Annotated in this window: 22 protein-coding genes; 14 read left to right on the top strand and 8 right to left on the bottom strand. The window is 44.5% G+C overall.

Going from position 1 to position 20156, the window contains the following annotated elements; genetic code table 11:
- Positions 1-135 precede the first annotated feature (135 nt).
- The 4 genes from AS888_RS20240 to rpsN all read left to right on the top strand — a co-directional run bounded on the left by AS888_RS20240 (position 136) and on the right by rpsN (position 3090).
- The gene (locus AS888_RS20240) at positions 136-510 is read left to right on the top strand and encodes a nucleotide excision repair endonuclease (protein ID WP_061143923.1); all 375 of its coding nucleotides are present in this window, start codon (positions 136-138) and stop codon (positions 508-510) included.
- Positions 511-657: 147 nt separating this feature from the next.
- Positions 658-2349, top strand: coding sequence for a methyl-accepting chemotaxis protein (locus AS888_RS20245; protein WP_061143924.1), 1692 nt, complete (start codon positions 658-660; stop codon positions 2347-2349).
- Positions 2350-2605: 256 nt separating this feature from the next.
- Positions 2606-2755 (top strand): 50S ribosomal protein L33, encoded by a 150-nt coding sequence (gene rpmG, locus AS888_RS20250; protein ID WP_061143925.1) that lies wholly within the window; start codon positions 2606-2608, stop codon positions 2753-2755.
- 65 nt (positions 2756-2820) lie between these two features.
- Positions 2821-3090 carry a 30S ribosomal protein S14 gene (gene rpsN / locus AS888_RS20255; RefSeq protein WP_061143926.1) on the top strand — a complete coding sequence of 90 codons (270 nt, stop codon included), beginning with the start codon at positions 2821-2823 and terminating at the stop codon, positions 3088-3090.
- A gap of 255 nt (positions 3091-3345) precedes the next feature.
- Here rpsN and AS888_RS20260 read toward each other — a convergent pair whose 3' ends face one another.
- Entirely contained in the window at positions 3346-3771 is a 426-nt protein-coding gene (locus AS888_RS20260) for a VOC family protein (RefSeq protein WP_061143985.1), read from the bottom strand.
- A gap of 227 nt (positions 3772-3998) precedes the next feature.
- Here AS888_RS20260 and AS888_RS20265 point away from each other — a divergent pair, with 227 nt between their 5' ends.
- Positions 3999-4268 carry a DUF1292 domain-containing protein gene (locus tag AS888_RS20265; protein WP_061143927.1) on the top strand — a complete coding sequence of 90 codons (270 nt, stop codon included), beginning with the start codon at positions 3999-4001 and terminating at the stop codon, positions 4266-4268.
- Positions 4269-4654: 386 nt separating this feature from the next.
- Positions 4655-5083, top strand: coding sequence for a cell wall hydrolase (locus tag AS888_RS20270; RefSeq protein ID WP_061143928.1), 429 nt, complete (start codon positions 4655-4657; stop codon positions 5081-5083).
- 351 nt (positions 5084-5434) lie between these two features.
- Here AS888_RS20270 and AS888_RS20275 read toward each other — a convergent pair whose 3' ends face one another.
- Positions 5435-6427 (bottom strand): NADPH:quinone oxidoreductase family protein, encoded by a 993-nt coding sequence (locus AS888_RS20275; protein WP_061143929.1) that lies wholly within the window; start codon positions 6425-6427, stop codon positions 5435-5437.
- Positions 6428-6588: 161 nt separating this feature from the next.
- Here AS888_RS20275 and AS888_RS20280 point away from each other — a divergent pair, with 161 nt between their 5' ends.
- Entirely contained in the window at positions 6589-7029 is a 441-nt protein-coding gene (locus tag AS888_RS20280; protein WP_061143930.1) for a peptidylprolyl isomerase, read from the top strand.
- Positions 7030-7082: 53 nt separating this feature from the next.
- Here the strand turns inward: AS888_RS20280 and AS888_RS20285 are convergent, their stop codons facing one another.
- Positions 7083-8021: an oxidoreductase gene (locus AS888_RS20285; RefSeq protein ID WP_061143931.1), complete on the bottom strand. Its 939-nt coding sequence runs from the start codon at positions 8019-8021 to the stop codon at positions 7083-7085.
- A 108-nt stretch (positions 8022-8129) separates the two neighbouring features.
- Positions 8130-8900, bottom strand: a complete 771-nt coding sequence (locus tag AS888_RS20290) for a TSUP family transporter (RefSeq protein ID WP_061143932.1) — start codon at positions 8898-8900, stop codon at positions 8130-8132.
- Between the two features lie 222 nt (positions 8901-9122).
- Between AS888_RS20290 and AS888_RS20295 the strand changes: the two genes are divergently transcribed.
- Entirely contained in the window at positions 9123-9905 is a 783-nt protein-coding gene (locus AS888_RS20295; protein ID WP_061143933.1) for a TrmB family transcriptional regulator, read from the top strand.
- 199 nt (positions 9906-10104) lie between these two features.
- On the opposite strand, the gene AS888_RS20300 is transcribed toward AS888_RS20295, so the two are convergent.
- Positions 10105-10452, bottom strand: a complete 348-nt coding sequence (locus AS888_RS20300; RefSeq protein WP_061143934.1) for a hypothetical protein — start codon at positions 10450-10452, stop codon at positions 10105-10107.
- A gap of 218 nt (positions 10453-10670) precedes the next feature.
- Between AS888_RS20300 and nagZ the strand changes: the two genes are divergently transcribed.
- Positions 10671-11897: a beta-N-acetylhexosaminidase gene (nagZ, locus tag AS888_RS20305; RefSeq protein WP_081092542.1), complete on the top strand. Its 1227-nt coding sequence runs from the start codon at positions 10671-10673 to the stop codon at positions 11895-11897.
- 90 nt (positions 11898-11987) lie between these two features.
- A complete protein-coding gene (locus AS888_RS20310; protein ID WP_061143935.1) occupies positions 11988-12176 on the top strand; it encodes a hypothetical protein in 189 nt (62 codons plus the stop codon).
- Here the strand turns inward: AS888_RS20310 and AS888_RS26530 are convergent.
- From AS888_RS26530 to AS888_RS20325, 3 genes are all read right to left on the bottom strand, one after another.
- Complete coding sequence (locus tag AS888_RS26530) at positions 12153-12314, bottom strand: hypothetical protein (protein ID WP_221408619.1); 162 nt, start codon at positions 12312-12314, stop codon at positions 12153-12155. The two genes, AS888_RS20310 and AS888_RS26530, sit on opposite strands and share 24 nt — an antisense overlap.
- Positions 12315-12320: 6 nt before the next feature.
- Positions 12321-12722, bottom strand: a complete 402-nt coding sequence (locus AS888_RS20315; protein WP_061143936.1) for an SET domain-containing protein — start codon at positions 12720-12722, stop codon at positions 12321-12323.
- Between the two features lie 477 nt (positions 12723-13199).
- Positions 13200-14828: a M4 family metallopeptidase gene (locus tag AS888_RS20325; protein ID WP_061143938.1), complete on the bottom strand. Its 1629-nt coding sequence runs from the start codon at positions 14826-14828 to the stop codon at positions 13200-13202.
- 474 nt (positions 14829-15302) lie between these two features.
- Here AS888_RS20325 and AS888_RS20330 point away from each other — a divergent pair, with 474 nt between their 5' ends.
- The 4 genes from AS888_RS20330 to AS888_RS20345 all read left to right on the top strand — a co-directional run bounded on the left by AS888_RS20330 (position 15303) and on the right by AS888_RS20345 (position 20141).
- Positions 15303-16790 (top strand): amino acid permease, encoded by a 1488-nt coding sequence (locus tag AS888_RS20330; RefSeq protein ID WP_061143939.1) that lies wholly within the window; start codon positions 15303-15305, stop codon positions 16788-16790.
- A gap of 171 nt (positions 16791-16961) precedes the next feature.
- Positions 16962-18071, top strand: coding sequence for a CaiB/BaiF CoA transferase family protein (locus AS888_RS20335; protein ID WP_061143987.1), 1110 nt, complete (start codon positions 16962-16964; stop codon positions 18069-18071).
- Between the two features lie 163 nt (positions 18072-18234).
- Positions 18235-18738 (top strand): hypothetical protein, encoded by a 504-nt coding sequence (locus AS888_RS20340; protein ID WP_260320321.1) that lies wholly within the window; start codon positions 18235-18237, stop codon positions 18736-18738.
- Positions 18739-18959: 221 nt separating this feature from the next.
- Positions 18960-20141 carry a YhgE/Pip domain-containing protein gene (locus AS888_RS20345; protein WP_061143941.1) on the top strand — a complete coding sequence of 394 codons (1182 nt, stop codon included), beginning with the start codon at positions 18960-18962 and terminating at the stop codon, positions 20139-20141.
- Positions 20142-20156: the final 15 nt, after the last annotated feature.

The following is a 20156-nucleotide window of genomic DNA, read 5'->3' on the forward strand; positions in this document are numbered from 1 at the left end:
CCCCGAACCCATTACGGCATGCATGGCTTTTCGTTCGTAATTATGATACCATTTACCTTTAAGAAAAAAGCGATTGGGCTGTATCACAGGAATTTGAATGTGCTTAGCTTATACAAATAGAGGACGTGAATTGTAATGATAAATATTGAAATCCCTGCAGCGGATATTAGCATTAAACAAAGAAAACAAGTGATAGAGGGAGACGAAGCAGTCATTCCTGAAATATACGGATTTATCGATTTTCATTTGATTCCCCGCGATAAAGGCGGCATCATCTTGTTTTACAATGAACGCGAGGAACTGATTTTCGTCGGTAAAGCTCGTAAGCTGAGACCAAGGGTCAAAAAGCATTTCGAGGATAATGTGTCTCCGATTAAAGACCACCGTAATGAAGTGAAGAAAATCGACATCCTTATCGTCGAGGATCCCATGGAACGCGAAATTTACGAAACCTACATGATCAATACACTTCGAGCTAAATACAACGTCGATAAAGTGTTTTATAAATGAGGAAAAAAAAGCTGGCTGCATGTGCAATCAGCTTTTTTTGTGCGCAATTTCTCTTCTCCCTGATAGAATTTTTTTCATATGAACCGATAATAACAGAAAGGAAGCAAAAGCAAGATGTGGTTTATATAGAAAAGGGGGAAGGCTGGAATGAAATTTTCCATCAAGAAAAAATTGATCATGAGCTCTATGCTCATCTCTATCATATTTGGGGTTTCTGCATTCATTTCTTACACCAGCATGAAAGAAATGAATAAGGATTATGATTATATCATCGATAATATAACAGAGGTGAACACCAACGCACAAAGTATCCAGAACGAGGCCACTCGCCAGGTTTCTTACATAAGGGGATATCTCTTATATGGCACCTCCGAGATGAAAGAAAATGTGTACACTTCCAATGAAAAAATCAATCAGTTAATAGCGCAGGCAAAGGATATTTCGTCAGTGGCAGAAACGGATCGACAGCTGGAGGACATTCAGGAATCGAATGCAGCCTGGATAGCGGAGAACACAAAGCTCATCGAGGTTGCCGCTAAAGATGTAAATGAAGCAAAAAAGCTGGCACAGGAAAAAGTGGTGCCGATCAGTACGAAATTGGGTGAACAAACCTATGCATTAAATGAATCAACCGAAGGCGTCATCAAGGCGAAGGTGAAAGAGGCGAAAGAGCAATCCGAGAAGGCGACGGACAAAATCTTGATCATCAGCATATTTGCTTTTATCTTTGCGATTGCAGCTGGATGGCTGACAGCCAATCTGATTTCCAAGCCGCTTAAAAAGCTGGGGGCTGCTGCCAACCAGGTAGCGGAGGGCAATTTGATGGTCGAGAGAATAGAGTTGAAGAGCAGGGATGAATTATATGAGTTAAATCAATCCTTTGAAAAAATGACCAAGCATCTTCGCGATACACTTACGGCAATTTCAGCCAATGCCGGAATGGTAGCCGCTTCTGCCGAACAATTAAGTTCAAGTGTTAATCAATCGAGCATTGCCGCTGAAACGGTGGCCACATCGATTCAGGAAATTTCGGGGGCATCCGAGGAGACGACAAAACAGCTTGAAGGCAGTCTCGGAACGTTGAATGAAGTTGTCCAGGGAATCGTTCGGATATCGGACAGTACCTCCAGTGTAGCTGAATTATCAAGGGAATCTGCTATGCAAGCTGAAGAGGGCAGTCATTTTGTTGAGGAAAACTTGAATCAAATGCGATTCATCCATGAATCCGTCAATCAATCGAATCAGGTGATCGGCTCCTTGTCCGATCGATCTCATGAAATCGGAAAAATCATCGAGGTCATCACCGGAATTGCGGGACAGACGAATTTGCTGGCACTCAATGCAGCCATTGAAGCTGCTCGTGCTGGGGAACATGGTAAAGGCTTTGCCGTTGTGGCAGAGGAAGTGAGGAAATTGGCTGAGCAATCCCAAACCTCAACTAAGCTGATTGCCGATTTGATTAACGGCATGCAAAACGACACGAGAGATTCAGTGAACATAATGAAAAAAGTGATGGAAAATGCCGAGGAGGGTGTGAAGGTATCTGTCGAGACTTCCAATAAATTCTCGCAAATCCTGGACAGTACGAGAAGCATTACACCTAAAATCGAGGAAATCAAGGCCAGTGTCCAACAAATTTCCGCAAGCATAGATGAAGTGGCACAGGTATCCAATGATATGACGGCGCACGCCCAGGAAAATGCCGCCAACTCAGAAGAAGTAGCGGCATCGACAGAAGAACAGCTGGCATCCATGGAGGAAGTCAATTCCTCCATCCGTTCGCTTTCATCCATGGCTGAAGAGCTTGGGGATATGGTCGGGAAATTCAACATCAAATAATAAAAATTCTAGACTGAAGACTAACTCGAAATGCATTGGGGTTGTCTTCGGTTTTTTATTGGTTCGGGAAAAATCAGATGCAAGGCCTGAAGGATTTTTCTGAATTTGAACGATAAAAAGAATAAAAAAAACTTGCAAATAGTAATCATTACGTTTTATTATGAAGAGGAGCTTTTTAAAGTGATGGAAATCAGGGGATTAAATCGTAATCATTACGTTTTGTGTTGTGATTAGAAGGAAAAAGGAGGAAAAGGAAATGAGAGTGAATATTACTTTAGCATGCACGGAAACAGGGGACCGTAACTATATTACAACGAAGAATAAGCGGAATCATCCGGATCGAATCGTATTGAAGAAATATTGTCCACGCTTAAAGAAACATACGATCCATCGGGAAACGAAATAATGATCGCTTTTAAATCGTAATGATTTTGTTTTATGTGGACCAGTTAACGTAAAGGAGATTGAAAAATGGCGAAAAAATCGAAGGTAGTGAAAGCACAAAAACAGTTGGCACTGGTTGAAAAGTATGCGGAGCGCAGGCGGGAATTGAAAGAAAAAGGGGACTATGCAGCATTGGCCAAACTCCCCCGGGATTCCTCCCCGACAAGGATCCATAATCGCTGCGGAGTAACGGGAAGGCCCCGTGGATATATGCGCAAATTCAACATGTCACGAATTGCTTTTCGCGAGCTTGCCCATAAGGGGCATGTACCGGGTGTCAAAAAGTCAAGCTGGTAACAGCCAGCTTTTATTTAATTGTGGTGAAGAAATGAGATACCCCATCATTTAATGTCCGAAACAGCGCGAAAATCCATCCGATCCGTCAGATAAATCATCCGGATACGCGAGAAATCCGTCCGATTAGAAGAGAAATCGTCCCGACGCGGGAGTATATCGTCCGGATGAACCTAAACAGTCAGCGTACCAGGATTCAGCGTGGGTGAACGGCAAAAAAGCAGAAGTCGACTGGACTCTGCTTTTTTAGCATGCGATTTATCTTTGGAAAAATTCAATCCATTCTTTTTCCGGTCCATATATGTAGAAGTAGCGGTAGCCATTTGGAAGGGTGACGATTTCCTCGTCGATCAGCTCGATGTCATTCAGTTTTTTGATTCGTGCATATTCTTTTTCGATATCATCAACGGTAATGGCAAAATGATGGATCGTCGCTTCAGATGGCAATGTATCGCTATACCCCTGAATCAATTCGATTTCCGTTTCTTCCGACTCCTCGTAACCCAGGAATGCCAGTTGGATGACACCATTGGTATGAGGAGTACGCGCTTTTAATTTTAAATCCAGCACGTCCTGATAAAAAGTGATGGATTTTTCAAGATCTCTTACGACAACTCCAATATGATCGATTCTTTTTGCGGGCAATGAAACAGCCTCCTTTATTAATAGTTCAATATATAACATTATTCGGAATTGGATTCCCTTTTTTAACTGTTTTTCAATATTTTTTCTATTGATCATAATGTTTGGAACGATAGGGGTCATCCTGTATAGGCCATTGGCTGGCATTGATTCTAAGTAGCGGAAAAAGAATTTCCCTAGTTTTCAGGGCAAAAGTTTGTTTCTGAAGGAAATAGCCGATATACTATGGAAACAACTCCATTATGAATGGATAAGAGAGGAGAGATAGGATGGGTAACATTCGTGAAGGTGAGGTTTTCACACTTACAGATGACAGTGATGAGGCTCATGAAGTTGAGGTTTTAGGCTCATTGGATGTAGAAGGAACGGAATATGTGGCAGTCGGTTTGCTTGAAGATATTGAACAAGATACAGAGGAAGACATCGATATTTTCTTCTTCAGGGTCGAGGGCGAAGGCGAACTGTTCGATATCGAATCGGACGAAGAATTCGAAAAGGTATCTTTGGCGTTTGAAGCTGCTTTTGAAGCGAAGGCATAATGGACAAGTCAAGGACACGACACACAAAAAGGTTTCGGAATGGCCTCATTCCGAAGCCTTTTTAATTACTTTTGGAATGGAAGCACTTGCGATGCAATCTATACCTGCACCGAAAATCAAAGCTCCAAACACAAAAACCATAAACAGCCTCGATGAATCTTGAGTTTGCCTACAGTTTGGTACGGCACGATCCGCGCCGTTGTCTATGTACAAAAAGTATTGGCCCCGCCTACGCCAAATACCATGATAGCCACGCGTGCCATCCAACCTTCCTTAAGTATAAGGTTGGATTGTTGATGGGACGTGTACGGCATATGAAGGTTTTATTAAAATCGGAGCATCTTTCCATCTCCTGGGCATAGGATAAAAAAAGTGGAGGTGATTGGATGACCGTCGTTAAGCACACTGATGCCGACATTGCTCTGTTGGCGAGATTGCTCAGAGCGGAAGGTGAAGGTGAAGGCGATCAAGGGATGTTGATGATCGGGAACGTTGGAGTCAACCGGATTAGATCGAATTGCTCCGACTTCAAAGGGCTGAGGACGATTCCGGATATGATTTATCAGGAGCATGCCTTTGAGGCTGTGCAGAAAGGGTATTTTTACCAACGGGCAAGAGATAGGGAAAAAAGGCTTGCACGTCGAAGTGTAAGCGGGGAAAGATTATGGCCCTCGAAATTTAGCCTGTGGTATTTCAGGCCAGAGGGGGATTGCCCGCCTACCTGGTATAATCAGCCTCTAGTCGGCCGCTTTAAGCTTCATTGCTTTTATGAACCAACAGCTACTGAATGTGAAAATATTTATAATACCTATTAAAGAAGTGGCTGAACCTTATGGAGGTTTGGCCTTTTTGTGTATTTTCTGGATAAGCATAACGCAAATCGTCAATCTTCCTAAAAAGGAGAACGCTGCAAGGGAGTTTGCAAGAAATTCGTCCGAACGCGGGTAAAATTCGTCCAAAAACGCGATAATTCGACCGAACATGCGGTAATCCGTCCGAACACGTGGTAATTCGTCCGAACATGCGGTAATTCGTCCGAACGCGAGTATAATCCGTCCTAACAGGCGGTATGCCTTCCCAACTAAGAGTTAATCCGTCCCACCACGGGATCCTAGCTGTTTGAACAATGAAAAGTGACGGGGGCCTAGCCCGCGTCACTTTTTGGATTATAGTTTTACGATCGTTCTGCCTCTTGCTTCGCCTTTTAAGAGGGTCGGGAGAACGTCAGGCAATTCTTTAAGGGTTATTTCTTGCTGAATGAGCTGTTCCAGGTGATCGAATTTAAAGTCGTTCGCAAGTCGATGCCAGACTTTCAATCTTGTTTCCATCGGGCAATTGACCGAGTCGATTCCTAGTAAATTAACACCTCTTAGGATGAAAGGAAAGACCGTGGCCGGGAGGTTGGTGCCAGCCGTCAATCCGCTGACCGCTACAGATCCGCCGTACTTGATTTGGCTAAGGACAGATGCTAGAGGTTCACCGCCGACGGGATCTACCGCACCGCTCCACTTTTGTTTGCCAAGGGAGCGCAGGTTGCCGTCGTAGACCTCTTTACGAGATACAATCGTCGTCGCCCCGATTTCCTTTAAATATCCATGCTCGGATTCTTTTCCTGTACTTGCTTCCACCGAGTAACCAAGCTTGGAAAGGATCGAGACGGCAAAGCTGCCGACTCCCCCAGTCGCACCGGTAACAAGAACGCTGCCTTGATCAGGGGCAAGGTTATTTTCTTCTAGGCGCAGAACCGAGAGGGCGGCAGTGAATCCCGCAGTTCCGATGATCATGGCTTCTTTCAATGATAGGCCATCAGGCAGCGGAACGATCCAATCCGCCGGAACACGGGCATATTGGCTGTAGCCGCCTGATTGGGATACGCCGATTCCGTAAGAGGTGGCAATGACCTCGTCCCCTTCCTGGAATCGTGAATCCTCAGATGAAACGACGACCCCTGCCATATCAATTCCTGGGCTGATCGGATACGTGCTGACAATGTTTCCGTTCGGAATGCTGGCTAGGCTATCTTTATAGTTGACCCCAGAATAATGGACACGGATGAGCACTTCGCCTTGCGGCAGGTCATCAAGTGATAGTTGCTGGATATTTACGGTAAACTGATCTCCTTGCTTGTTTACGACTAATGCTTCGAATCGTTGTGTCATGGTTCGTTCCTCCTTTTATCATCCATCTTCCTCATTATAAAAGAAATAACATCGATATGTATAATGAGACAGTTCGAAATAAGTAGCGCCCGCTTTTCATTCTTGTGCGAAAAATGGTACTATTAGAATTGATTCAGTTCATATTAAAGGAGATGTTCTACATGGCTAAAAAAGGATACATACTAATGGGAAATGGAGAAAAGATTGAATTCGATCTTTTCCCGAACGAAGCACCAAACACAGTAGCGAACTTCGAAAACCTGGCGAACACAGGCTTTTATAATGGTGTGGTCTTTCACCGTGTCATCCCTGGTTTCGTAAGCCAAGGCGGAGATCCAACAGGTACTGGTGCAGGCGGAAGCGGCACTCAAATTAAATGTGAAACAGCTGGAAACCCTCACAAGCATGAGGCGGGCAGCTTGTCGATGGCACATGCCGGAAAAGACACAGGTTCAAGCCAATTCTTCATCGTGCATGAGCCACAGCCTCATCTTAACGGTGTTCACACCGTTTTCGGTAAAGTGACTTCCGGGCTTGAAACGGCAAAAGCCATGAAAAATGGCGACAAAATGGAAAAAGTCGAAGTTTTCGACGCTGAATGATCGCAGTGAAAAGAGGGAGCATAGTGCTCCCTCTTTTTTTACATGAATCAGGGTCATTTCGGCATAACGCTCTCCGTGAAACGGTAGTTGACCTCAGTCATGGTTTCCGATATGTCCCATAATCTTTTCGATGTTTCTTCATTATATAGAGTATCGATGATATCGTCTTTCTTAGGGAAGCCCTTCCTGCTTTTCTTGCCATCGGGCCCAATATATTCGCCTCCTGTTAATGAAGGCTCCGTTGCGGCAAACAGGGTGGAAAGTGCGCCCATGCTTGCCGGCTGGGTCATGGATTTCGATAGATAATGAACGAATCGATTGATCGGTTTGCCAGATCCGCGTGACATGAGGTTCGTATGGGAAAGCCCCGGGTGACAGGCTACGCTAATCGAGCTTGCGCCATGCTGGTTGAATTTATGGTGGAGCTCGCGGGCGAATAGGAGGTTGGCGAGCTTGCTCTGTCCATAGTACTTCATTGGTTTATAGCCGTTTTCGCCATTTAGATTGTCAAAGTCGATGAATCCATTGATGGCGGCCAAGCTGCTCAATGTGACTACCCTTGAGCTGGGTGTAGACAGTATTCGCGGAAGAAGGAGTCCTGTCAAAGCGAAATGACCGAGGTGGTTGATACCGAATTGCAGTTCGAAGCCATCCTTCGTTTTGCTGTAAGGCGGGATCATCACGCCTGCATTATTGATGAGGACAGATAAGGAGTCATAGTTTTCCTTATAGGAGTCAGCAAAATGCCGGATGCTGCTAAGATCGCTCAAATCCAGCTGCATGACCCGTATATTCGCGTTAGGATAGACCGAAAAGATTCTATCGAGCGCTCTTTCCCCCTTTGAAGCATTCCGGACAGCAAGGATGATTTCTGCCCCCTTACCGGCCAGGGCAAAAGCCGTCTCGAAGCCAAGTCCGCTATTGGCTCCAGTAATTACAATGGTTTGCTTCGATACATCCGCCATTTCTTCGCCATTCCACTTATCAGTCATCCAACCACACCTTTCCACACATTCTTTACTATCATATACCCAATTTATTCCTATATGTCACATTGTGCGGGAGGATTTTCCGGTTTTATTTTATTTTCTGCATTCCCATCAATCGCCCATTAAGTAATCGACTACATTTTTTATAATCAAGATGACGGTGACGGCGATAAACAGCACTCTTACGTAAGCCACGCCTTTCTTGAGGGCGAATTTGGAGCCGGCCAATGCGCCTGCAACCATGGAGATCCCCATCGGTATCCCATATGAAAAGTTGACGGCATCCAGAAATATGAACATGATCAATGCCGCCAGATTACTGCCGAAGTTTAAAAATTTCGCATTCCCGGCCGAATGCAAAAAATCAAAGCCGATCATCAAAAAGGCAAATAAAATGAACGATCCCGTCCCAGCCCCTAAAAACCCATCATAAAAGCCAATAACGAATATAGCGACGGCAAATAATGCTGCCTTTTGCAGCGTGAGCTTGGTGTAGGTGGATTTCTGTCCCCAGTCCTTTTTTAAAAAGGTATATATCGCGATTGCGATCAACAGAAGCAAGATCAGCGGCTTCAGCAAATCCGATGAAACAAAGTTAACCACCCATGCCCCTAAAAGCGAGCCTATGAAAATAAGGGGGAAGAGCTTGGAAACCAATCGGAAATCGACCTTTCCCGAGCGGATGAAGGCAATGGTGCTCGTTAAAGATCCCATGGAGCTTGCTAGCTTATTCGTTGCAATCGCAGCAGCGGGGGAGAGTCCTGAAAATAATAAGGCAGGAATGGAAATCAGGCCACCGCCGCCAACTACAGAATCAATGAATGCGGCAAGAAAACCGAAAAACATTAGCAGTAAAAGTGTGGAAATTTGTATATCTTCCATCGTATAGGCCTCCGTATCAATGGCATTAAGAATGAATCGCTTGCTTTCGTTGTCCTTAACCCATAATGTTATATTAGTCACTATTAAGATAGTAACTAAAAAAGCATCGTCTGTAAATAAGAAAATGAAAGCCTATCCTCCCCTCACTTTTGAATTCGAATGGCATTCAACATGAGATTTGGTATGATGGATATAACTTACGGGATGTAAAAAGGAGGTCCTATGCAAGATATCATTGAAAAACTTCAGTCTCTCGGATTCAGCCAATATGAAGCAAAGGCCTATGTTTCTTTAGTTCGTCAGGGCCCAGCAAGCGCCTATCAAGTTAGCAAGGAATCGGGTATTCCGAGGGCGCGTATCTATGAAATTCTCAATGGGCTCCAGGAAGAGGGCGTCGTAATCAAAGAGGAAATCAATGACTCGATCCAATATTCCCCGCTGCCGGTCGATGTGTTCTTGGAATCCGTCCGATCGAGGTGGGACAACACCTACCAATCCATCAGCGATACACTAAAGCAATTCGAGAAGATCGGACCCGTGTCCGACAATCGGGTAATGACTCTCAAAGGAGAAGAACATATCCTATCGTTTTGCCGCACCTTAATTCAAAAAGCCGAGAAAAGGGTCGTCGTTTCCTTATGGAGCAACATGTACGAAAAACTCGCGCCGGAGCTTAAAGAAGCAGCTGAACATTGCACACTTAAGGGAATCGCCTTTCAGGTTGAAAGCCCGTTATCAGGGATAGAAATTCATCGCCAAACGAGTTATGTGGACAATATTGGCGAAAACGAATGGTTCATCTTATCGATCGATGGTACGGAGACGATTTACGGTCCTGCATCGGAAACGAGGGAAACGGCGTTTTACACGGATGATCCGATCCATATCAATTTTCTCGAAAATTACATTTGGCATGATATTCTCGTTAACCGGCTGGTTAAAAAGGATGAAGCGGATGTAGATGAATGGATATCGAGGGAAAGAAATCAGTTTTTCTCCCTGTAGAGGAAAGGGCCAGAAGCAAAATAAAAAAGCTGGTACCCGCCTAAGTATGGGGGGTGTCAGCTTTGGGACTGTAGACAAACTCGATTATAAATGAGGCTTGTCTACATTTTTTTTTGCTTTTTTACGAAGTCGCTTCCCGAACTTTATCGAAAGCGAACGGGTCTAGAAGATGGGGACTTGGAGACGCGACTTCGTATGTCTATAAAAGGGTTTTCGGAAATTTAACTGACGCGGGCAGGTCTGACTTATCTCGATAAGATCGATACGACACGATGGTATGGTCATGTGCTTGTACATCCAGCTGTAAAATTTGTGAGTTTCTCATTTCCAGATAATAAGTAACATCTTCTTTTTGCAAATGATAAAAAGAGAAGGGGATTCCTAAAAGGTTTTTCTTAATTAGTATCGTTTCAGGCTGATTGATGATATGTTGGCTCAATTCCGCGATGGTAACAGAGGTTGACCCCGTAATGGCAGATATTTTTTCTTTTGCATAATCGACTGCATGACTGAAGGTATCGGCTAAATTCCTCAAAATTCCGTCCATGGGTGCATCTCCTTTGCATGAGTGTATGTAAGTAGTATGGTACGCCGCCAATGCTTTATGCAAAAAAATACCTTGGCTTGATATAGAATGCCCGGTTTATGAACAAGATGAAGAGTAGTGGATCGAATCCAGGCAGACAGGAGTTTTGAGGTAATGAATGGTATAGGCAATGAAGGAAGAGATTTTGTAATGGTCGACCGTCTATCGCGAGGCAGGGCATGAAAGGAAAAATATATATGGGTGCGCTTTTCTTCGTGCTCCTTTCGGTTATGGCCATCATGTTCATCCAAAAAGAAGATCATTCCGAAATCGATCAGGAGAAAAGAATGGATGCCATTGCGGAAAACCAAGAGAAAATCGACAAAATGCTTGAAAGCATGACGCTTGAAGAAAAAGTCGGTCAGCTAATGATGATCGGCTTCAAGGGTACAGAAGCCGGCCGTGAAATTAACGAGCTCATCGAAAAAAACCATATAGGAGGCGTCATTTATTTTGATCGCAATATGAAATCGCCAAAACAGGTGGCGATGTTATCCAATTCGCTTCAGCAAACGGCTAAGCAAAGTTCCCTTTCGCTTCCGCTCATGGTGGCGGTCGATCAGGAAGGCGGGGACATCATCCGGATGAGGGAAAGCGTATCGCCGCTCCCTGCGCAGCAGGATCTTGGGCAGCATGCATCTGCTGAAGACATGTATAAAGTGGCAAAACTGAATGGAGAAGAACTGAGCTCGATGGGCATCCATATTAATTTCGCTCCTGTGCTTGATTTATCGGAAACCGACAAGCGTTCAGTGGGGAAAGATCCTAAAAAGGTCTATCGGTATGGAAAGAAAACGATTCAAGGCTTGAATGATGCTTCCGTGACGGGCGCCTTGAAGCACTTTCCAGGCAACGGACGCAGCGAAGTCGATCCGCATCTTGAAACATCCTCCGTGGAAGCAAACCAGCTAGATCTCGAGAATTCGGATATTTATCCGTTCAAGAGGATCATAAGGGAAATGGATGATCAAAGCTTTTTCGTAATGGTGACCCACATCAAATATCCCGCCTATGATCAAGAAAAACCAGCAAGCCTTTCCAAGGTCATCATCGAAGACCTGCTGCGGGGCAAACTAAACTATGGCGGTCTTGTGATTACGGACGATTTGGAAATGGGTGCCGTGAACAAGTACTTCACCTATGAAGAGATGGGGATGGAAGCGATACTTGCCGGAGCCGATATATTGCTTGTCTGCCATGAATATGCTCATGAGCTTGAGGTATATGAAGGCTTACGGGAAGCTGTAAAAGCGGGGAAGGTTCCTATGGAGCGGATTGATCAATCGGTCAAAAGAGTCCTGACCTATAAGCTCCACGCATTGAACCGAACGAGGGTTGAGCCGGATCAAGCCGAAAAAGTGGTGAAAAGCCCTGAGAGCATAAAATATTTGGAAAGCCTGAAATAGGCAAAATAATAGGGGAAGCTTGCCTGTTTTTGTTTAAATCCGCTAGTAGAGGGAATGCTATATATAACCAACATGAAGGAGGAAACTCAAATGCCATCAAACAAAATGATTGGAACTGTCGTGATAGGAGCTGCCGCATTTTTAATGCGCAATAAGAAAACTCGTGAAAAAACCATGAGTCAAATCAAATCCTTAGCCACACCAGAAATGATTGAAAAGGTTAAGAGCCAACTCCATTCGATAACAAAATCAAAATCAAGTAACCCATCTGCCCATTAAGGGCCAAAAGCCCCCTTGAGGAATGAATGCCTCAAGGGGGCTTTTTTCATCGGATACAAGCACTTCCGAAGGGAAAATGAAAAGCACCAGTTTCACTTGAAACCCTCCATGGGCAATCAAAAGCACTAGTGCTTTCATGGATGATCATTCAGCTTCATCTTCCCCATCGTTTTCCTTGTTGAACCAAAGCGGATCTTCGTTATCGACCTCACCATTATAATTAATGAGGATTTCTTCTCCTGCTTTTATATCGGTGTAAGCAAAGAAATCAAATGTGTGATTCTTAAAGTTTATATCATATGTTGCATTGGGTGTATAAGAGTGATTAAACAGCATGCCGTAGCCTAAAAGCATGGCGGTATGGTTGATTCCATACTCGAATGCATAATCGGCCAGCAGCGTTTTCTCTATGAAAACATGCTCCTCGTTAGGGTAAGCAATGACAGGTGCTTCATGCAAAAGCTCCCCTTTTTTAATGTCCTGTGTCGCGAATACGCCTCTATTGAACTCCCCATCACTGAGTGTGGAAGTTTTAACTTCAATCATGTTCGTCACCTACTTGTTCTATTCAATATAGTCGAGATTATCTTAGCTTGACAGTTAATAGGAAGAAAAGCAACTATTTTACGGAATTAATCATATTCTACCTGCTTTGTTAGCTTTAATTCACATGCATCGGCACGGAACCATGAACGAACGATCTAGCTGACAGATTATGGAGAAGGCCGGAATATCACGCCGAACGGTCGGATCCCGCGCCGAACGGCCGGAATAACGCGCCGAACGGCGGGATCCCGCGGATGAACGGTCGGAATAACGCGCCGAACGGCCGGAATAACGCGTCGAACGGCCGGAATAACGTGTCGAATGGCCGGATCCCGCGCCGAATTGCCGGAATATCACGTAGAACGGCCGGAATATCACGCTGAACGGTCGGAATAACGTTCCCGGTGCAGGGATACATAGGAAAAAACCTCCCGCTAAAGCTAGGGAGGTTTTGGGTAGGTTGATAGATTGTGTTTTTTAATTCACACCGACTGCCGTAAAGGCATTTTTGACAGTGGTCGTTTCTGCGCTGGTTGCACCATACAAATCAGATGCGGCTTGTACGACTGCAGCCCTGGCTTGAGAGAAGGTGGACGAAGACGTTAGGTAGGTCGTGTTAGCCCGGTAAAAGATCGTCCCCAGTTTATCAATGCCGATTCCTGACACGGTCACTCCATGATGGGTGCCGCCTGCAGAGATCAAATAAGCCGCTTTGTTGATGATTCCGCTATTCGTATGGACACCGCCATTGTCAGCCGATCCAGTATACCGGTTCGAATAATGGTCAGGATCACCATTCAATGTTGGATTTGCCATCGAACGGAGTGCATCGCCGGAAATGTTAGGTGTGTAAATGTCCTCGCCGATCAGGTAATCCGCTTTGGAGCTTTGTGTCTTGAATTCTACGACTGTACCAAAAATATCGGAAATGGCTTCATTCAAAGCGCCGGACTCATTTTGATACGTTAAATTGGATTCGCTGGAAGTCACGGCATGAGTCAGCTCATGTGCAACGACATCCAAGCCGCCTGACAATGGGATGAACGTCGTGCCGTCTCCATCACCATAAACCATTTGCGTGCCGTCCCAGAAGGCATTATTGTATTTGGAGCCGTAATGGACGGTCGATTTCAGGCTTGTACCATATCCATCATAGGAGTTGCGGCCAAAAGTCGACTTGTAATAATCATAGGTTTTGCCCGCATAAAAATGAGCATCCACGGCCGCTTTGTCAGTGGACGTCGTGAAAGCGTTTGTCGTATTGGACATAAGTGTGCCAGGTAAGCTCGATTTGTTATTGGCATTATAAGTGAAGATGCCCTGACCGCGAGTGTTGTCCTGTAAATAGTATTTGCCGCTCGATAAGGTCGTGTTCAAAGGCGATACCGTATTATTCAAAACGCCTGTTCCTGTACCGACGGAATTAGTCCCTGTCACTTCATCCAGGGTATTATATTTATTCAGGATTTCACCTGTTTTGACTGATATGAAATAGTTATGATTGCCTGGTTCCGGGCTCAAGAAATTCAAATTGACTTTGTAAACATAATCGGCCTTATCGCCGCTTGCGTATACAAACAGTTCCGATTCTGGGGCGTGGTCGTAGGTAGGCTTGAATCCAAGATCTTTTTCAGCAATTTTGATGGCTTCTGTTTTACTGATCCCTTTTTTAGCCTTTTTCCCCAATTTAGTGTTTAGGTTGGCTTCAACCGTACCGGAGACGACGGATAAAACACCTTTTGCGTCAATCAATACAGCTTGTGTGGAATTCCAGACAGGAACGCCTTTATAAGTTTGCTGCAATCTTACGACGGTATTGCCAAGTTCATCCTTGTTTTCTTTCTGGATAATGAAGGAGTCTTTCGCCTTTTGATTTTCTAGCTTGTAAGATTTTGTGTTTTTATCAAAAAAGGTAAGAATGATATCTTCCGCCGTTTGCTTCGATGGATCTGTAAGCTTACCAGACTTGAATTCTAGCGAATCTTTGTGCTTATTATACTTCTCGACACTCAACACATTTTTTGCCGCCAAAGCTTCTTGATGGGGAATAGCAGAAAATAAAAGACCAACGGATAAAGCAGTTCCTAAAAATACCTTACCTTTCATAACACTCAACTCCTTCATAAGAATACCTTATTTTTGCATCATTTGCGTTTATTATCAAATGGTGAAAAAGTGCGAAAAAGATGACATTTTAAGGATAAAAATGGTGAAAAATGGTTTTTTATAGAGAAATTATTTCTAGATATTCCTCTAGTAATAATTCCCGTAGGTCCGAATCGGAGATTGGGAGGGAAACGATCCATCGTTTCCCCGTACTTTCCGCCTGCAAAAATAATTGGCGTAAAGTGCAAAGGATCATGGCATCAAGTGCAAAAAAATTCGTCTTTAAAACGGGCTTATTTTTATGCAAGGGTTGATTGGCGGGCTTGCTATTTTTGGCATGGGAATTGCATATATATTCAGAAAAGGAATATTCGATTGTAAATTGGGTCTATTTGCAGGTTCATGAAATAGGAAAATTTATTAAATGGATTTCCCCATATATGTAAGCGCTTGTATAGAAAGGGATGAAAGCTTATGCTACCAAAACATGAAAATGACATCTTGCAACATCCTCCGCAGCACGAAGAAGAACAGGGATTGAAGCGCGGTTTGAAATCGCGACATTTGACGATGATCTCGATTGGAGGGGCTATCGGGACCGGGTTATTTCTTAGCAGCGGGGCAGCCATCCATACGGCTGGGCCCGGCGGCGCCTTGCTTGCTTATGCCTTGGTCGGGGCGATGGTGTACTTCGTGATGACCAGCTTGGGAGAACTGGCGGCCTTCATGCCGACAAGCGGTTCTTTCAGTACCTATGGGTCGAAATTCGTCGATCCGGCATTTGGTTTTGCGTTGGGCTGGACGTATTGGTTCAATTGGTCGATGACGATAGCCGCGGAACTGGCAGCCTCGACGATGATCATGAAATTCTGGTTTCCGAATAGTCCATCCTTGTTATGGAGCTCATCATTCCTGGTGCTCATTTTCCTATTGAACTATTTATCCGTTAAAGGGTATGGCGAAGGGGAATATTGGTTTTCGTTCATAAAAGTAACAGCCATCGTCATTTTCATCATCGTGGGAATTTTGATGATTGTCGGCATTATGGGTGGAGAAGCAGTAGGTTTCAAGAACTTCACGATCGATGACGCGCCTTTCCCTGGTGGTTTCATGGGTGTCTTCATCGTCTTCATCGCAGCCGGCTTTTCTTTTCAAGGAACCGAAATCGTCGGTGTGGCTGCCGGTGAAAGTGAGGATCCGGCACGGAATATACCGAAGGCGATTAAAAGCGTTTTTTGGAGAATCCTTCTCTTTTACGTCTTGGCAATCTTTGTGATAGGACTGATCATCCCGTATACGAACCCGAGTTTACAAGGGGACAACGTTATGGTAAGTCCATTCACGCTCATATTTGAAAAGGCTGGGATCGCCTTTGCCGCTTCACTCATGAATGCAGTCATTTTGACGGCTGTGCTGTCAGCGGGTAACTCCAGTTTATATGCCTCGACACGGATGTTATATTCAATGGCAAAGGATGGACAGGCACCGCGCATTTTTGCCAAACTGAATAAACGGGGAGTGCCGGTTGCGGGAATGGTTTTAACCTGTGCCATCGGTATGCTTGCCTTCTTAGCCTCGATATTCGGAGATGGCAAGGTGTACATCTGGTTAATGAATGCGATTGGAATCACCGGTTTCATCTTTTGGCTTGGGATTTCCATCAGCCATTACCGCTTTAGAAAGGCCTACATCTCTCAAGGGCACTCCTTGGATAAATTGCCATATAAAGCCCTTTGGTTCCCGATAGGACCTATTTTTGCCATACTGATTGGCTTGATCGTCATTCTGTCGCAAAATATCCAAGCCTTTTTTTCAGACCACATCGATTGGGGCAGTGTCGTCGCTGCTTATTTGGGAATTCCGCTGTTCCTTGGCTTGTGGTTTGGTTACAAACTGGTAAGGAAAACGAAATTCGTTAAACTTGATGAAGTCGAGTTTGACTTTGACAAAAAATACGAATGAATCCCGTATAGTGAAATTTGCCGGACAATGCTCATACGTTGTCCGGCTTTTTATGTAAGTTGATGGAAATTTATTCAAAATTCATATAAGATGGGCATACACTTTATGGATAAGAACAGGGCAGCAGGAAATGGAAGGTATCCAACCGGTAGAAAAGGATGTGCACGGCAGATGACCTTATTGTCTCATTTGAAAGTATTGGATTTTTCAACGTTGCTGCCAGGACCTTTTGCGACTTTGATGCTGGCAGATTTGGGAGCGGACGTTGTGAAGGTGGAAAGGCCGGCAGCGAGCGATGCATGGGGAGTCGATCAGTACCTTAACAGATCAAAGAAGTCGATCACCCTTGATTTAAAACTGCCAGAGTCCATCGAATCCGTCAAAAATCTGGTGAAGGAATACGATATCGTCGTCGAGCAATTCCGGCCAGGTGTCATGGAACGTTTAGGTCTAGGTTATGAGGCCTTAAAACGAATCAACCCGAAGGTCATTTACTGTTCAATCACGGGATATGGCCAGACTGGTCCCTATAAAGACCGCGCGGGCCATGACATCAATTATCTTTCGATTGCCGGCTTATCTAGCTATTCCGGTACGAAAAAGGAAGGGCCCGCGAAAAACGGAACCCAAATTGCCGACCTTGCGGGGGGATCACTGCATGCAGTGATCGGCCTATTATCCGCTGTCATCTACAGGGACAGAACAGGGCTCGGCCAAGCCCTCGACATTAGCATGACCGATTGCAGTTTCGCGTTGAATGCGATATCGGCACCGCTTCATTTCCAACGCGGGCTGGAGCTTGAACCGGAGGAATTGATGTTGAATGGCGGGTCGTTTTATGACTTTTACCAAACGAAGGACGGGCGTTATTTTTCGATAGGAAGCCTGGAAGCGCCATTCAGAAAAGCATTATGCGATGCCATCGGAAAACCGGAATTGCATGAAATGAGCAAGGACAGTGACAAAGCGAGCGGCACCGCCTTTAAAGAAGCCGTCCAACAAGCTATCCTGACAAAGGACTTTCATCAATGGCAGGAGATATTCGCTGAGTACGATGCCTGCGCAGAACCAGTGCTGACCTTTGCCGAGGCGGCCGATCACCCGCAATTGAAGCAGCGGGGGATGATCGTGGAGGTACCCGATGGACAGGGAAATCTACAAAAACAAATTGCCTGCCCGATCAAAACATCCGTTTTCACTCCTGAATATAAACATGCAGGTCATAAGCCAGGACAAAACAACGCGGAAATCCTTCGGTCCCCCAATCAAAAATCTCGTTAAATCATCAAAAAGAGGGTCAACATTCTCCATGGATTTTTGGAGCGTGCGGGCCTCCTTTTCCTCTCTTGCTGTGATAAATGACTCGATTATCAGGAATCTTGCAGGGGTATCTTTGTAAAAGGATTCTAGGGGGGGATGTATTATTTTTGGTCTATATGACATCATGAAATTTCTTTTTTCCTTTTTCTTGATCATGCCCATCGTTACGCTGATTCATTTGAGCGGGCATATCTTCTTCGTTACGATTTTTGGAGGGGTTGAAAAGAAAATTGTGATCGGCTGCGGCAATAAGCTTTTCTCCTTATTGAATATAGAGGTACGGAAATATTATTTTTGGAATGGAGCATGTGAGTTTAAGGGACTGAAACATGATAATCGCTTGACGAATATGCTCATTTATTTAGGTGGATCGATTTTTAATCTGGTCAGTATGCTTACCGTATATAGCCTGGTGTACCAAAATATTTTGGAAAGCTCGGTAATATGGTATCAATTCATCTATTTCTCTTTCTACATCATGTTTTTCTCTTTATTTCCGATGTATTTTTCAGACGGGTCGCCCAGTGATGGAAAGGCTGCCGAATTGGCCTTACGGAATAAGCTGGAGGACAAGGTGACGGATGACATATTCGTGAAGAAAATCGAAAATGAAGATAGCTGCAAGTAGGACAAGGACGTGCATGATGCTCGTTCTTTTTTTTTTGAATGTATTTTCCCCCTTACGTTACCATCCGCCGATTTCCTCTTGAAGCCGTGGTCATTCATCCGAACTACGTGAAAAAATGATTAACGAGGATAATAATTATGGGTTGTATTTCAAGAGGAAAAATGTATAATAAAAAAAGTACTCTAATTAAAGTACTAAAATTAAAGCATAGGATGGTTTATATGAAATTTATAGAATTTTTGAAGACTAGAGGAGCTATTGGAGCCATCTTTATGGGGATTTTTTATCAAATCGCAATGCTTGGCTCATTTATGCCTGGCTATTCGGCAATGCCAGCGAATATCGATCAATTGCCAGTTGCAATCGTTAATGAGGATACAGGTAAAATTGGTGCGACGATTGCAGCCCAATTAGGGGAAAAGCTTCCGTTCGAAGATATAAAGACGGATTTAACGAATAAACAGGCATTAAAACAATTGGATAAGAATGATGTGAAATTAGTTGTTCATATTCCGAAATCTTTTTCCGAAAATGTCGAGAGTGGCAAAGGGGCATCAAGCATCGATTTTACAATCAATGAAGCCGGGCCAACGATCGTCACGTCTACAATGAATTCTGTTGTAACGGAAATCGAGTCGACGTTAAATGAACAGTTTTCAGCTCAATATGCGAAAGGCCTATTCATGAATTTAAACGTTCCGGAAGAACAAGCGAAGGAAATGGCCTCAGCGATGCAGCATCAATTCAGTGCAAACACTGTGAAAATCAATGAAATCCCAGCAGGCATGCATAATGGGATGGCGCCGATGTTCTTAACGATGGCGGCCTATGTAGGAGCGATGATTGGGGCGATGCAATTAGGGGCCGCGTTCAATGAAAGCAAAGGGAAGGCAGGCAAGTGGAGGCTGTTTGGCTACATGCAGCTTGCGGCGCTTCTGATTGCGGTCGTTGCACCGGCAGTAGGTCTAGGAATCACCTATGCCGTACAAGGACATGGACTTGAAACATTCTTTACATTATGGGGACATCATGCACTTGGCTATTATGCATGCTGGCAATTTACATCCATCTTCATCCTGTTGGTCGGGGAGGGGGGCATGATCTTGAATATGCCGATCCTGCTTATGCAAACCATTGCCAATGGGGCTGCAATCACACGGGAAATGATGTATGCACCATATCAGTGGCTAAGCTATATTTCCCCCATGTATTATTCGATACAAGCGGACTTCGCGATCATGTATGGTGGTGGAGCTCCGTTACATGCACACGTAATGATGTTGATGGTGGGGGCAGCTGCGTTGCTCATCAATATCATGATCGTGGCAGTGCGCCATAAGGAATTACCGCTAAAGACGGAAGAGACGGATCGCCTTGCAGCTGAAATGAAGGCTTTAGTTTGATAAAATAAAGACAGG

The organism is Peribacillus simplex (assembly GCF_001542915.1).
In the GTDB taxonomy this organism is placed as follows: Bacteria; Bacillota; Bacilli; order Bacillales; family DSM-1321; genus Peribacillus; species Peribacillus simplex_B.

Coding starts and splice junctions, on each gene's coding strand:
- AS888_RS20275 (WP_061143929.1), bottom strand. CDS start 6,427: ATGACACAACGATTCGAAGCATTAGTCGTAAACAAGCAAGGAGATCAG.
- AS888_RS20245 (WP_061143924.1), top strand. CDS start 658: ATGAAATTTTCCATCAAGAAAAAATTGATCATGAGCTCTATGCTCATC.
- AS888_RS20285 (WP_061143931.1), bottom strand. CDS start 8,021: ATGACTGATAAGTGGAATGGCGAAGAAATGGCGGATGTATCGAAGCAA.
- nagZ (WP_081092542.1), top strand. CDS start 10,671: ATGAAAGGAAAAATATATATGGGTGCGCTTTTCTTCGTGCTCCTTTCG.
- AS888_RS20315 (WP_061143936.1), bottom strand. CDS start 12,722: ATGATTGAAGTTAAAACTTCCACACTCAGTGATGGGGAGTTCAATAGA.
- AS888_RS20300 (WP_061143934.1), bottom strand. CDS start 10,452: ATGGACGGAATTTTGAGGAATTTAGCCGATACCTTCAGTCATGCAGTC.
- AS888_RS20260 (WP_061143985.1), bottom strand. CDS start 3,771: ATGTTATATATTGAACTATTAATAAAGGAGGCTGTTTCATTGCCCGCA.
- AS888_RS20330 (WP_061143939.1), top strand. CDS start 15,303: ATGCTACCAAAACATGAAAATGACATCTTGCAACATCCTCCGCAGCAC.
- rpmG (WP_061143925.1), top strand. CDS start 2,606: ATGAGAGTGAATATTACTTTAGCATGCACGGAAACAGGGGACCGTAAC.
- AS888_RS20340 (WP_260320321.1), top strand. CDS start 18,235: ATGAAATTTCTTTTTTCCTTTTTCTTGATCATGCCCATCGTTACGCTG.
- AS888_RS20265 (WP_061143927.1), top strand. CDS start 3,999: ATGGGTAACATTCGTGAAGGTGAGGTTTTCACACTTACAGATGACAGT.
- AS888_RS20290 (WP_061143932.1), bottom strand. CDS start 8,900: ATGGAAGATATACAAATTTCCACACTTTTACTGCTAATGTTTTTCGGT.
- AS888_RS20295 (WP_061143933.1), top strand. CDS start 9,123: ATGCAAGATATCATTGAAAAACTTCAGTCTCTCGGATTCAGCCAATAT.
- AS888_RS20345 (WP_061143941.1), top strand. CDS start 18,960: ATGAAATTTATAGAATTTTTGAAGACTAGAGGAGCTATTGGAGCCATC.
- rpsN (WP_061143926.1), top strand. CDS start 2,821: ATGGCGAAAAAATCGAAGGTAGTGAAAGCACAAAAACAGTTGGCACTG.
- AS888_RS20240 (WP_061143923.1), top strand. CDS start 136: ATGATAAATATTGAAATCCCTGCAGCGGATATTAGCATTAAACAAAGA.
- AS888_RS20325 (WP_061143938.1), bottom strand. CDS start 14,828: ATGAAAGGTAAGGTATTTTTAGGAACTGCTTTATCCGTTGGTCTTTTA.
- AS888_RS20280 (WP_061143930.1), top strand. CDS start 6,589: ATGGCTAAAAAAGGATACATACTAATGGGAAATGGAGAAAAGATTGAA.
- AS888_RS20270 (WP_061143928.1), top strand. CDS start 4,655: ATGACCGTCGTTAAGCACACTGATGCCGACATTGCTCTGTTGGCGAGA.
- AS888_RS20335 (WP_061143987.1), top strand. CDS start 16,962: ATGACCTTATTGTCTCATTTGAAAGTATTGGATTTTTCAACGTTGCTG.
- AS888_RS26530 (WP_221408619.1), bottom strand. CDS start 12,314: ATGAAAGCACTAGTGCTTTTGATTGCCCATGGAGGGTTTCAAGTGAAA.
- AS888_RS20310 (WP_061143935.1), top strand. CDS start 11,988: ATGCCATCAAACAAAATGATTGGAACTGTCGTGATAGGAGCTGCCGCA.